Annotated in this window: 9 protein-coding genes; all 9 read right to left on the bottom strand. The window is 33.5% G+C overall.

From position 1 onward, the window contains the following. Positions 1 to 8: 8 nt before the first annotated feature. A complete protein-coding gene (locus N9I19_RS10705; protein ID WP_061461678.1) occupies positions 9 to 275 on the bottom strand; it encodes a phosphopantetheine-binding protein in 267 nt (88 codons plus the stop codon). A gap of 10 nt (positions 276 to 285) precedes the next feature. Beyond that, the gene (locus tag N9I19_RS10700) at positions 286 to 7,809 is read right to left on the bottom strand and encodes a non-ribosomal peptide synthetase (RefSeq protein WP_317777772.1); all 7,524 of its coding nucleotides are present in this window, start codon (positions 7,807 to 7,809) and stop codon (positions 286 to 288) included. 12 nt (positions 7,810 to 7,821) lie between these two features. Next, positions 7,822 to 8,481: a hypothetical protein gene (locus N9I19_RS10695; protein ID WP_317777771.1), complete on the bottom strand. Its 660-nt coding sequence runs from the start codon at positions 8,479 to 8,481 to the stop codon at positions 7,822 to 7,824. Positions 8,482 to 9,321: 840 nt separating this feature from the next. Further along, positions 9,322 to 9,606 (bottom strand): transposase, encoded by a 285-nt coding sequence (locus N9I19_RS10690; protein ID WP_061461674.1) that lies wholly within the window; start codon positions 9,604 to 9,606, stop codon positions 9,322 to 9,324. An 89-nt stretch (positions 9,607 to 9,695) separates the two neighbouring features. Then, on the bottom strand, positions 9,696 to 11,288 hold the full coding sequence (locus tag N9I19_RS10685; protein ID WP_317777770.1) for a hypothetical protein: 1,593 nt from the start codon (positions 11,286 to 11,288) through the stop codon (positions 9,696 to 9,698). Further along, entirely contained in the window at positions 11,263 to 11,979 is a 717-nt protein-coding gene (locus N9I19_RS10680) for an ABC transporter ATP-binding protein (protein ID WP_317777769.1), read from the bottom strand. Before N9I19_RS10680 ends, N9I19_RS10685 begins: the two co-directional genes overlap by 26 nt. Before the next feature lie 48 nt (positions 11,980 to 12,027). Then, on the bottom strand, positions 12,028 to 12,816 hold the full coding sequence (locus tag N9I19_RS10675) for an ABC transporter permease (RefSeq protein WP_061461671.1): 789 nt from the start codon (positions 12,814 to 12,816) through the stop codon (positions 12,028 to 12,030). Next, on the bottom strand, positions 12,813 to 13,718 hold the full coding sequence (locus N9I19_RS10670) for an ABC transporter ATP-binding protein (RefSeq protein WP_317777768.1): 906 nt from the start codon (positions 13,716 to 13,718) through the stop codon (positions 12,813 to 12,815). The genes N9I19_RS10675 and N9I19_RS10670 overlap by 4 nt, the downstream gene beginning before the upstream one ends. Continuing rightward, positions 13,715 to 13,954: a PLD nuclease N-terminal domain-containing protein gene (locus tag N9I19_RS10665; RefSeq protein ID WP_061461669.1), complete on the bottom strand. Its 240-nt coding sequence runs from the start codon at positions 13,952 to 13,954 to the stop codon at positions 13,715 to 13,717. The genes N9I19_RS10670 and N9I19_RS10665 overlap by 4 nt, the downstream gene beginning before the upstream one ends. Positions 13,955 to 14,257: the final 303 nt, after the last annotated feature.

Here is a 14,257-nt window from a genome sequence, read left to right as displayed (position 1 = left end):
TTTTCCATTCAACTTAACTTATTAATATCGTCCAATTGTTTGATGAGTACAGATAGTTCCTGTATGGTTGATTGTTCGAACAACACTTTGATTGGCAATCTTACTCCCATGTTATTCTTCACCATTTGAATAAATTGCATGGCTAAAAGGGAATTCCCCCCTAAATCAAAGAAATTAGAATCTGTACCAATGGTTTCTTGTTCTAAGATCTCTTTCCAAAATCCAATAAGCTTTTCCTCAATTAACCTTCCCTTGACCGCAATAGTTGTCTCCATATATTTCCCCTCACTTAACTTTCATTTTTTCTAACATTCCGTTTAAGATTTGATTAAATATAGAAATGACTGATGTCCTTAACTTTAGATTGACCGCTGCCTCATTAAACTTGATTTGAACACTTGAACCAGGGTTAATGATGATGACGATTGGATAATGGGTGGTTTCCCGCCCTTCTTTCAAACTTACATTGATTTCACCAGTATTAGCTAGTTGCATGGGATAGTTTTCAAAAGCATATAATGAGTCAAATAAATGATCTTTCATATTAGCCCATTCATAAATTTCTGATAATGGTGTATTCTCATAGGCACTTAGTTCCAAAAATTCCTTTTGAACCTCATCCAGCAGTTCCATGTAGGTCTTCTCTTGGCTGATATGCTTTATAAACGGAACGGTATTGATAAATGGACCAACCATAACCTCAATATTTTGGACCGGGATATTCCTGCCGGATGTCACTACGCCGCAACATACATTATCCGTACCTTTTATTTCTTTTAAAGTAGTTAGCCAAATAGTTAGAAAGAAAGTATTCATGGTAATCTTGTATTCCTGACAGAATCGTTGAATGGAATCACTCAATTCCTCATCCAGTACTTTCAAGTAGCTATTCTCAATGTAACCCTCGCCTTCCAACACTCCCGTTAAACTAGGTGCAGAACTTCGGACACCTTCCAGTTTCCCTGCCCAATAGTCCCGCAGCTCCTTATTACTCGTATAATCTTTCATATATTCAACATACTTTTTAAATGAGGTACTCAAAGATGATGACGGTGTTATTGAATGATAAGAGTCAAAAATGTCATTAATCACCATCGAATAACTCCAACCATCCATAATAATATGATGGAATGTCCATATTAATTGGTACTCATTTTCCGCAAGCTTAATGATCATGAAGCCATTCAACCTATTGTTCTCGATATCTATGATTTTGTATTGATCTGCTAACAACTTTTCCAGCTTCGCTTGATGATCGGTCATTTCTTCATATTTAATCTCGATATCCATGGAACTCATCAATAGTTGATAGAATATCCCTTTTCTACTTGAATATAATTTCGTTTTTAAAATGTCATGTTTCCCAGCTGCTGTCCCAATGGCATTCTTTAATTTTGCGACGTCCAGAACGCCTTTAATATCAAAAATGAGTTGTACTTTATACTGACTGCTCTCACTATCAAATAAACTATGATATAACATCCCTTTTTGCAAAGCAGTCAATTCATAAATATCAACAATTCCTGTTTCTTTGCTTAGTAGTTGGTTAAGTTCCTCTTCAGGCACATCCACTAATGGAAAGTCTTCCGGACCGTACATCGAATTTTCCAATTTTGTCACTGCTTCCAACAATTCCAGCAAATTGTTTTGAATATAATTCTCAAAATCTTCTCTTACGAAATGTCTGTTGTAGTTTATTTTTATAGTTTGCTCTTCATTCACTACAAGTAATTCGATATCGACTTCATGCTCGGTATAGGAATTATGTTGAATATCATGTTCACTAAAAAAGATGACCTCCTTCGCAGCCAATTCATTGTTTTGATGAAATCTACCTAAATTATTAAAACTGATAAGCGGCTTATTTTGTTTCATTTGTGTCTCGCCACATAATTCGGTCATGATCCCATACTCAATCCCTTTATTAGGCAAGGCCCTAAACTTTTTCTTTGTACTTTTAATCGTGTTTGTAATGGATTCTTTATTTTCTAAATAAACCGGGCACATGGTCGTAAACCATCCCACTGTTCTGGATAAATCGACATCTGCGAATAATTCTTCGCGACCATGTCCCTCCAAAGTAAAATGAATATCTTTTTTATTAAAATAATTCCCGATTAGCATTGTAAAAATAGATAAGTATATTTGATCGATGGATGCTTTATGAGCTTTTGTCATTTCATTATAGATTTTGTTTGTAATCTCTTTATTCAGCTTCATATCAAATGATCTTCCATCGTATGCATTCCCTGTTTTGACCAAGGCGTTTTCATACAGTGCGTTATTTTCATTCAGCCAGTACTCTTTAATGCCTAAAGGAATACTATTTTTGTACTCATTAAGGTTATTTGCCCATTCCTTATATGATGTCGTTTTATTATCCAGTTTTAGTTCTTGATCGTTAATATCTTGAATATATAGCCGGTCAAAGTCTTCGATTAAGATTCTCCAGGAAACCCCATCAACAAGTAAATGATGAATGATCCAAATGATTCTATGCTCATTTTTGCCTGTATTGATGCATACAATTTTCATCAGCGGTCCGTTTGAAATGTTTATACCATGTTGTGCATTGATTCCGAGTTTAACAATTTCCTGTTCTTGTATGTCCTTATTCATGTTTGATAGATTTACGTAATTCAAAGTCCAATTTTCATTCGGGTCCGTATTTTTTTCTATTTGTGAAAATGCTTCTTTGCTAGTGAACCTTGATCTCAGCCCATCATGATGTTTAACGATATGCGCCATGATCTTCATAAGCCTTTTCTCACTCAGTTGCGGGTAGCCCTTTAATGTTACGGATTGATTCCAATGATTATAATTATTTATTTGTTGAGAGAAAAACCAACTTTGAATAGGTGTAAATGATGCCTTTCCAAAAACGTCAGACTGATTTATCGTTAAATCCCCCGTCGATTCCACAACCTTTGCCAGCTCTTCGATACTTTGTTTTTCAAAGATATCTTTTGAAGTAATGAAAAGATTCTCTTTCTTGGCAAGTGAACAAATTTGAATGCTTAGGATGGAGTCTCCCCCACATTCGAAAAAGTTATCGCGGATGGCTATTTCCTGATTATTCAGGACCTCTTTCCATATCTTTAGCAATTTTTGTTCCGTTTCATTAATGACACTTTTACTTTTAGTCTCTTCCGAGTTCGTTTTTGTATCCGGTAAGCTCTTCGTATCCACTTTGCCGTTAACGGTCAGCGGAAAAGACTCCATTTTAATGAAGTAAGAAGGAATCATATAATGAGGAAGATGATTCTTCATATAATCCCTGATATGATTTTCTTCCAGATCATTGTCTGAGATATAATAAGCAATGATGAATTTCTTCGATTTAGATTCATCTTTTATCGCGATAAAGCAATCCTTTATACCTGTACATTTGTTTAGAACAGCACTGATCTCACCAAGTTCGATACGATATCCCCGGATTTTCACTTGGTCATCCGCTCTTCCTGCAAATAGTAAATTTCCATCCTCGGTATACTTAACCAAATCTCCAGTTTTATAAAGCTTTTTTGAGGGATTGAACGGACTCGGAATAAAGCTTTCATCGTTCTTCTCCGGATTATTTATATATCCTCTTGCAATTCCTTTTCCGCCGATATACAGCTCGCCTATTTGACCTTTAGGTGTAGGCTTCATCCTGGAATTCAACACGAACGCTTCTGCATTTAGAATTGGCTTACCAATGGGGATCACTGTATCATCACTTGGAAGTACCTTATATACAGTCGCTACGACAGTACCCTCCGTTGGCCCATAATTATTATATAAGTCAAAACTCAAACGATCAGGTTTCGTTTTTAAACGATCCCCACCTGTCAATATAGCTCTGATTGATTGCGGGAATTTCATTTCGTTGATAAATAATTGCTCTAGCAGTCCCGTTGAAAAAAATGCGAGTGTGACTCTCTCCTTTTCTAACTTCTCCGAAAGGATCTCAACATCCAGTAAATCATAGTAATCTAGAATCAGGAGTTTATTCCCATTCGTTAGGTAAGGGAATGCCTCCCAAACAGAAGCGTCAAAAGATGTATTCGAAACCAGTAATGCTGCATCTTTTTCATCAATAGAATAATAATCGATATGCCAATCACAGAGGTTTGCCAATCCGCCATGTTCAATCATGACTCCTTTAGGTTTTCCCGTTGTTCCTGAAGTGTAGATGATATAGGCCAAATCATTATCCGATAGCTTTCTTGAATCGAACTCTTCACATTCACTTTCTCTTACTTTTAGTATGTCTTCGATCAATATTAGTTTTCCTTCATCACCGGGATACTTTGAAAGTCCTTCTTCATTACTTAAACAATATATGATTTGAGAATCCTCAATCATATGTTTCAGCCGCGACTCTGGCTGTGACGGGTCCAAAGGCACGTACCCTGCCCCAACTTTCATAATGGCTAAAATAGCCGTTACCATATTGATCGATCGATCCATAAAAATACCTATTCTATCTTCTACACCTACATCGTTTCGGAATAATTTATGTGCCACCTGATTTGCCCGGGCATTTAACTCGCTATACGATACTTGATCATCTCCATGAACAATGGCAATATCATTGAAATTTGTACGTACTTTATTCTCAAACCTAGTTATTACATCTTCAAAATGTTGATCTTCCATTTCTTGTTTTACGTTACTTGTCCCCATTTCGATTAGTGATTGTAACTGTGCAGGCTCTAAATAGGTAATGTCCTTTAATTTCCTGCTTTCCTGGGTTGTAATCTCTTGCAGCCAATATTTGAAATTTTTAGCCATTCTTTGAATCGTCGTTTTATTGAATAATGATTTGTTGAATTCAAACGAAATGACTAATTCATCCTCATCAATTTCCTCTACCTGAACAACCAAATCAAATTTAGCTTTAAAGGTATTGATTTTTTTTGGTTTTAATTTGAAATCTTTATAAGCCAGCTTTTCTTTTTGGTTATTCTGCAGAACAAATACTGTATCGAACAAAGGCGTATTTTCCATGGTTCTTTCTTCCGATGAATATTTTAAAATTTCTTTAGTAGGTAAATTTTGATGGTCAAAAACACCTGCAATATTTTTTATATTTTTTCTTAAAATCCCTTTAAATGAATCATCCTGAGATACCTTTATTTTAAAGGGCAAGGTGTTGACGAAATAACCTATCAATTGTTCTGTATCCACATGGTTTCTCTTCGCCAATGGACTTCCGACGACAACTTCCTCTTCATCAAAATAAACAGACAAAAAGGTTTGATAGGCTGTAAGTAAACTCATGAACAAAGTCGACTTCGTTTTTTTATGAAGACTTTCTAGATTGTGTTGAATATCTTTTGGTAACAAGAAGCTGATAATATCGGAAGTGCTTTTACCTTCTCCTGTTTTTTGATGATCATATTGTAATAAGGACTTTTGCCGTAATGCAGTTATTTCATTACTCCAGAACTCATTATCCTTGCCACTTATATAATTTGGTGAGTTTTTTTGCCATAAAGCATAATCTCCATATTGAATGGATTTGTTATTTATATCATTTTGTTCCCCATTCTCGATTTCCTCATAAATGGAAAACCAATCATTGATCATTAATGGAATCGACCAACCATCAAAAATAATATGATGGATATTACATATTAATTGATATTCACATTCATTTTTCTTCACTAACGCAATCCATAAGAGAGGACCATTACTTATATCGAATTGTCGTTCCGTTTCTTCATTCACCAAGTGATTTATTTTTTCTTCCTGTATGTCTAAAGGAATGTCCGAAACATCAATATAGTTAATACAATGGTTAATCGACTCATCAAAAACCAAGATGCCTTTTCCAGATTGTTCTCTTATGATACTTTTTAAAATTTGATGTTTATTGCTTAGCTTATCTAAAGATATCTCCAGTTTTCCTTTATTCACTTCACCTGATATTTCATAAGAAAAAACTATGTTATATAACGATTTATCTACATTGGTTTGGTGAATGAACCACAAATTTTCTTGTTCATATGTTAAAGGGTATGTATTCATGTCATTTATAGGTATATAATCTTGCTTTACCTCTTCTTTTTTACGGGTTTCTAAAACTTGGGATAATTTCGCAATCGTATCGTTATCCAAAAAAACTGAAGGAGCGATTTCGGTATTGAATTGATCTTTTATCTTGACAATTAATCTCATTATCGATAATGAATTCATTCCACTTTCAAGTAGTGACTGATTATTTTTTATAACCTCATTACCTATGATGCTAACAACCACTTCTCTTACTTTTTCACTTATTTTTTCATCTGCTGGACTCTTAATACTCGATGCAGTTTCACTGTCTTTTATAATGACTTTGGGTAATAATGATTTGTCCAGTTTTCCGTTTACAGTTAAGGGGATGTTGTCTACCTTGATAAAAAAGCTTGGTATCATATAGGATGGCAATGAGCTTCCTACACTTTCCCTCAAATAATCAGCAGCTAATTCCTCATCAGCAACATAGTATAAAAATAAATGCTTATCATCATTAAACGCTGTATCCATTGTAACGACAGCATTCTTGATGTTTTTCAATTCATTGTACGAGCTCTCAATTTCCCCTAATTCAATCCTGAAACCCCTTAGCTGCACTTGCTCATCATTCCTGGAGATATATTGCAGATCCCCATTATCTAAAACTTTCACTACATCCCCTGACTTATAGTAGCGAACATTATCGATATAAGTAAATTTCATCTTATTCATCATGGCATTTTTATAGTAACCTAGCGAAACACCTTTTCCTGAAACGTATAACTCGCCCTCTTCATCTCCAGTTACTTCTTCTCCATTTTGATTCATTACTTTAAATCCAAGATGAGGCAGGACTTTTCCGATATTAGTAATTCCTTTTTCAACATCACTTTTAGCGATTTCTTTGTATGTTACATGAACGGTGGTTTCAGTTATTCCATACATATTTATTAGCTTTGGCAGCCTGCCGTTTTCTGGCGAAAACCACTGCGCCAATTTTTTGAAGTTTAATGCTTCTCCTCCAAATATAATGTATTTTAAACTCAATTCATTTTGACGATTTATGAGCTCTCCACTCACCTCGAAGAAAGCACTTGGCGTACAATTAAAAACGGTTGTTTGAGTACTTACCATTAAATCAACAAAAGATATTGGATTTCTGCTTTCTTCAAATGAAACCATTACGACTTCTCCGCCATAAATCCAAGCTCCCCACATCTCCCAAACGGAAAAATCAAATGCGTAGGAATGGAAAAATGTCCATTTATCTTTATTACTAAACTCGAACAAACCCTCGCAACCTAAAAACAAGTTCATGACATTTTCATGTGAAACACAAACTCCTTTAGGCTTGCCGGTTGAGCCCGATGTAAAAATGATATAAGCTGGATCCTTTGGGTCAATTAAGGTATGTAAATTATCACCTGTCATATCTTTAGAATTCTCTACCACCTCATCAATGGTTAAATGCCCACAATCAATATCGTCAAGCTGACCCTTATCCCCTATTAATAACTTCAATTCCGAATTCCTTATTATATGCTTTACTCTTTCATCCGGACTTTTAGGGTCGATAGGTACATAGGTAACACCCAATTTAAGGAGTGCTATGATTAAAAATAAAACATACTCGGACTTTTCAATATAGATTCCGACATTGTCTCCTATATTTATCCCTTGATCCTTTATATACATCGCCATTTTATTTGCCAAAATATTCGTTTCTTTATATGAAAAGTGCATATCTTTATTTCTTACTGCAATATTGTTTTCATATTTCCTAACACTTGCCTCAAATAAATTCACTAAAGAATCCATATTCATCATTTTCCCCCATCATTTTAAATATGTGCCTGATGCGACCGTCAACATATGAAAAACTAAAGAAATTAAAGCTATGAAAATCGTTATGATTAATGCTTTTTTTCTCTTAATGAGTGCTAATTTTTCTAAGCTATAGCTGAATAAAATTAAACTGACAATATAAAACAATTCAAACTCAGCCATGAATGTGTGAAGAATTGAAGTTTTATCATGCACGAGTAAGGATAAACTAGTAAATGTCGTTTCCTTGCTCTTAACCAATAATGCGATTATTGCATTAACACCAGATCCAACTACAATGCATATCCCTGCATTAATGACAGCTTGACAAATCCCTTTTATATTTACCGATCTTTCTTTTGAGAATAAAAATAATAGGCATACAATTATTATTTGAATAATAAATGTAACCAATAATCCAAGAGCTCCCATTACAATTGTGTTTATGGCAAAACTCATGACCCCTATCTCTGAAATGGACATGCCATTTAATACATTCATCCCTTTTTGATCTGCAGAATATAACAAAAGCGTCGTTTCGATACCTGCAATTAAACTGAGGATCAATAACGAAATGATTAACTTATGTACTCTTTCCTCTTTTTTAAATAGATATTGTACTAGTTTGTTATTGTTTTTAAATTCAGCATTTGCTTCCACTTTTAATTCCATTGGTATTCCCCCTCAATTTATTTTCTGGAATTTATTAGAAAATAAACTCCTTCACTTTCCTTAATCTTTTTTTTGTCGGATTCCGTTATATATGCCTCCAAAAAGTCAGAGTCAGTTTTCGTTTTAGCTTCAATATCGATTCCCATTGGATGCAGTTGATCAAAAATCAAGATTCCAAAAGTTTTATCTGTATGAGTGATGGAAATACCGATGTTCATTGGTAAAAGACAAGTTATTAACAATATTACCGGCTGTCCAAATTCTCCTTTCAACAGGATATATTCTTTATTTCATCCAAACCTATATCTAAAAATTCATAATTGCTTTTTTCCACAAACGAACTTTTCTTTGCTTCGATTATTTTTTGGGGCCAGCTTGCAAATTAAATAATTCCATTCTTTTCGTTGAAAATATCATCAATATAGTCCAAATTGACTGAATCCTCTTCATAAAACTTTATCTCTAAGTTTTGAAAAATTTTTTATTATTCATAAAATATTCAATCAATTATAATGACTCTCCTCCAAATTACATCCATTTTTATCCTGTAAAATTTCTTTTTTAAAACAAATATTTCATTTTCTAGGTTAATTATTGCCTATTATCATTATCGATAACACTTTATCACAACAATTTTGTCGAGTCCATTAAAAATTTGTAAATTATCTACATTAAATAATAACTTTACCAATTTACCTAATATTAATTTATTTAAATATTTTTATAAAAATATAATTTTTTTAAATTGGCCACCTTTATTTCTCCAATAAAAAAAGCCGTATTTTATTTTTCACTATAATTGTGAAAAATAAAATATGGCTTTATATACTGTTCATTCATTTATGGTTGTTTCGTGAAAATATGCATTGCCTTTTTTAATATCTCATTCTCTTCCTGTAAGTCTTTGATTATTTTATCCTTTTCCTCTTTCAGACTTAGCCCTGTAAAACCATTACGGGAATCCTCCAAGCCCTCTTCATTTGTTTCTTTATAATTATTGATCCAATTTCTTAATGTAGGTATCGAGATATTGAGCTCTTCGGCCAATTCTCTAGGTTTTCTGCCTTCTTCCAATACTAATCGAGCAGCATAAATTTTAAAATCTTTATCATGGTGCTTCCCCATAATAAGACACTCCTTTTTTAAATTTATTTAGTGCCGATTTTCTGTACATCCTTTATCAACGAAAAAAATTTTTTCTAATATAAAGACTTTCATAAATATAGTTTCAACCTATTAACCAAAACGGAATTGATTACTATTACGATCATTAAAATTATGAGAGCTCCCATAATTGGCTGGACACTGAACCAGACCAAGCCAAAATGAATGAGTGCAACCATGATTAAAAATGGAAATCCATAAAGTAGGCTTATTAATACATTGGGGTTTGATTTAATTGCAGCTGATGGGTTCTCCCATTCTATACTTGGGTTTTTCATATCATATATGGGTGTTAGAAGATTATAGCAAACCACTAAACAAGAAATAATTAATAACATGACTGCACTTTCCAATTCCCAATGGCCAAATAGAGCAAATATTAAAAAGCTGATCACTACGGCTATAATACTGATAATTGATGAAAATATCACTTTAGAAAAATAAACATATCTTTCATTAAAAGGGGCACTTTTCAGTAAATAATGATATTTCCCTTCTCTTGAATATGGGGTTCCGCTTATATTATTTATACAACTCAAAAAGAGGACAGAATATGAAAAGTATTTATCAAAGACTCCTTCTTTCGTTATATCCAAATAATTTGGAAACACTTCCTTCTGTATCAACAATAGCATTACAAGTGAAAAGATTGGTGGTAATAAAAGACCTAAAACTATTTGCATCTTAAAATATGCTTCAGACTTAATGATCCATATCTCTCTTTGTAAATAGTTACTCCATTGATTTTTGGAGATATTGACCTTTGAGTTTTTCATATTCATTTTATTATTTTCCAATAACCCGTTTTTAAAATAATTAACAGAAATGTTTTCTATAATGAATGTATATAATAGGAAACTGATTAATATTGTCGAAATATAGATAACAAGAAAATGAGCAGTTATTTCATTTGATACAAATGCATCTAGTATCCAATTAATCACTGGAATCATATTTGCGGTTTCAAACATATGTTTCATTATGAATTCCAACGAGTTTTTTAACCCTTCAATAGAATTCAAATCAATATCCGAAATGACCTTTGATATAGCAATTGATGATTTTCCAGCAAAATAAACAATGGAAATAATCAAAAGCATTAGGATGACAGCAATGTTCACCATTAAATATGTTATTTTATTTTTGAATTTATAATAATACCTATTAATGCACGACAGAATGAATAGGAGGATCAATGCCGTTAATCCATTTACAATGGGTAAAAATATAAATAATTTAATCGCTTCCATAAACTTTTGATCGACTATCAAGAATCCCATGGTCGGCACTTGGATTACCATCGATAAGATGATAGGCACCCATAAGCTACTTAGTACCTTAGCCTTTGATATCTCCTTATAGGTCAGTGGCAGCGGAGCCAATACTTTAAATTCATAATAAGCAAATATTTGCGATGTGGATAAATAGCAAACCAATGCAAAGACGAGAATGCTCGAAATGGTTAAATTGTAAAACAGGAAGACCTGGGTATCCCCAAGAAAATAAACAAAGGCATTTACGACAGTTAGCTGCAAAAACATATAAAAAACGGCTATTATCAAAACAGCCTGCAGCATTGTCTGCTTGGGCATTTTATAGAAGGAAGAAACGAAAAATCTAGTTAATTGAAGTTTTTCCTTCATATACCTGAGCCTCCATAAAGGTAGATTCTAAAGAACTTTCACCTATTATATTTTTTATTTCATCATGCAGGATGATTTTACCCTCTTTTAAAATAGCCACTGTATTACAAATTTTTTCTGCCACATCTAACAGATGTGTCGAGAAAAACACTGTACCGCCCATTTCAACATATTGTTTGATTAACCCCTTAAAAACTAAAACGGCGTTTGGATCTAATCCATTTAACGGTTCATCCATAATGATGATCGGGGGATTAATGGTAAAAGCCGCTATCAGGGATACCTTATGCATCATCCCATAAGAATAGCTTCCCATTGGCTTTTTAATGGAATCCTGCATCCCAAACCGATTGATATATTTCCCCAAACGTTCTTTGTCATCATTCCCATATAGGTTCATCAAGAACCGAATCCAATCAAACCCCGAAACATTTTTAAATACATTGATAGTATCAGGAATGAAGAAAAATTGTTTTTTAAATTCTATGCCGTCTTCCTTGGTCAGGCCATTTATTTCAACCCTTCCATTTTCATAATCCAATATGCCCGTAATAATATTCAGCGTAGTTGTTTTTCCTGCACCGTTCGCACCTATAAAACCTAAAATTTCCCCTTTTTTAATTTTTAGATTTACACCATTCAATATCTTCTTTGTTGAGTAGCTTTTCTCTAAATCTGTGATGCTTAACAATGTTATCATCCTCCAATCACTTCATGAATAACACATTTCCTCCCAAACTTATTCGTTATTGAATTTCTTTTTTGAAATCCATATGTTCGTTACTAATATCGTTAGCGCCGTCAACGCAAGTGCGGCTAATGCACCCCAAATCGCCTGTGTATTGACTGTACCTAAAATCAGTACTTCCATGGCATGTTTACTCATGCTTGCTGGATTCAAATTGTCCATAACCGGATTTAAACCAACAATGATTCTGCAGCCGAGGAGAAATACTATCGAAATTAATGCAATAATACCCTGACTATTAAAAATGGTACTGATCATCGTCGTGAATGAAACGATAAATAGAATCCACAGCAGATAGAACAACAAAGCTATTATTAAATCCACAAAATCAACACTCGTAAACAAAAAAACTACATACAGATATGAAACCAAGTATCCTAATGCTACACTGCAGGCAACAAATAGATAGTTGGAAATGATTTTCCCGCTTATATAAGATACAACCGTCACGGGCCTTGTAAGAATGAAAGCCAGCATACCATTTGCTTTATCAGATTGTACGACCCCCATCATGGAAACGATGATGATCATGACCCCCAGCTGATCAAATTGGGACCCTAATGTACTTGCAAGAACTTCGCCGCCTTTTTGGGCAGCCATGCTTGGATCAATCGTGATTCCTTGGCCCCCACCCAGTGCCTCTAATATTGAAGGTAAGTAATAGCTTACAACTGGTTGAGTTATTCCTAAAAATATAAATACAAGTGGCAGCCAAATCACTTTAAATTCACGTACCATCTGAACAAATTCCTTTTTCGCTAAAACGGTAAAATTATTCATTTTTCCACCACCAATTTTAAGAATATCTCTTCCAATGTATCGTTATCTATTTCAAACCTTACAAGATCAACATTATGCTCAAGAGCACTCGCGAGTAACATGTTCTTGTTCGACTCAATATTTTCCACTTCTATCTTTAATTTATTTCCCGTTACCTCTACACCTTTTACAAAGTTCAAGCTTTTAACGTTTTCAATCCATTTTTGACTTTTAGAGGTTATATCGACATTAATTTTATTTCCGCTATTCCTGTTTAATAATTCTGACATTGTTGTATCTTCGATTTTTTTACCACTCTTTATAATGACAAATCTCTCACATATTTCTTCTGCATCGCTTAATATATGTGTCGATATTAAAATTGTCGTATCTTTCTTTATTTCTTTTATTATATTTAACACTTCTCTCCGGCCGATTGGATCTAATGCCGAAACTGGTTCATCCATGACAATCAATGCTGGTTTATGTAACAACGCTTGTGCAATTCCAAGCCTCTGTTTCATTCCGCCTGAAAAAGTCCTCACCTTCGAATTCTCTTCCCCGCTCAAACCTACTTTCGACATTATCTCTGGAATGCCCCTTAATAATTCTTCCTTCTTGATGCCTGAGAGCTGCCCCATGAAAGTTAGTGTTTCTTTGGCAGTCATCCATTGAAAGAAGTTTGGGTATTGCGGTAAGTATCCTATTTCCTTTTTCATTTTTGAAATTTTCTTACCATCAAGCAATACCTCTCCCTTACTTGGATCTATAATATCTGCAATCACTTTTATTAGTGTCGATTTACCAGCCCCATTTGGCCCGATCAATCCAACACATTCCCCTGATTGCAGTTCCATTGAAAAATTATTGACCGCTGTTTTTTCTTTGAATTTTTTTGTAACATTTCTAATTTCTAATTTCATATTCTGTCACTGTCCTTTCTACCAATAACGAAGTACAGAATTGGACCAATAGTATTTGCAAAAATAATGATGAGTGTCCACAATAAAACATTTTTTCTCGTCTTTCGATGTCTGTATAAATCAATCAATGCTATAAGGACTAAAATCAATCCAATAACAATTACCGGTAAAATAATCGGCAGAATAGACATGAAATCAATATCTTTCAATTCGTTCCATCCATAATGCAATTCCATATATAATCACTCCTTTAATAACGAAATAATGTTATCATTATCAATAATGATAACATGTAAATTGGAATATTGCACCTATTTTTTTCTTTATAAAATATTGTTTTAGTTTTTATTGTTATTTATAATGATAATATTATCATTATAAATAACAATAAAAATATAATGATATTTTTAACGCTTATTCGTGTAAATCCTCTATGCTTTATTGCATGGAGAGATTAGCTTTTAACAATTGAAAATATTTAAAAATGGCTTTTTATTTACTTCGAAAAAATATTTCGGTAATATTATTTTTCCAAATGT

Origin of the sequence: Peribacillus sp. CSMR9 (genome assembly GCF_033141925.1) — a bacterium.
Lineage (GTDB): Bacteria > Bacillota > Bacilli > Bacillales > DSM-1321 > Peribacillus > Peribacillus simplex_A.
The sequence above is the reverse complement of the archived record's forward strand: the minus strand, read 5'-3'. Positions and strand labels throughout refer to the sequence as shown.

Coding starts and splice junctions, on each gene's coding strand:
- N9I19_RS10700 (WP_317777772.1), bottom strand. CDS start 7,809: ATGAATATGGATTCTTTAGTGAATTTATTTGAGGCAAGTGTTAGGAAA.
- N9I19_RS10665 (WP_061461669.1), bottom strand. CDS start 13,954: ATGGAATTGCATTATGGATGGAACGAATTGAAAGATATTGATTTCATG.
- N9I19_RS10690 (WP_061461674.1), bottom strand. CDS start 9,606: ATGGGGAAGCACCATGATAAAGATTTTAAAATTTATGCTGCTCGATTA.
- N9I19_RS10670 (WP_317777768.1), bottom strand. CDS start 13,718: ATGAAATTAGAAATTAGAAATGTTACAAAAAAATTCAAAGAAAAAACA.
- N9I19_RS10695 (WP_317777771.1), bottom strand. CDS start 8,481: ATGGAATTAAAAGTGGAAGCAAATGCTGAATTTAAAAACAATAACAAA.
- N9I19_RS10685 (WP_317777770.1), bottom strand. CDS start 11,288: ATGAAGGAAAAACTTCAATTAACTAGATTTTTCGTTTCTTCCTTCTAT.
- N9I19_RS10705 (WP_061461678.1), bottom strand. CDS start 275: ATGGAGACAACTATTGCGGTCAAGGGAAGGTTAATTGAGGAAAAGCTT.
- N9I19_RS10675 (WP_061461671.1), bottom strand. CDS start 12,816: ATGAATAATTTTACCGTTTTAGCGAAAAAGGAATTTGTTCAGATGGTA.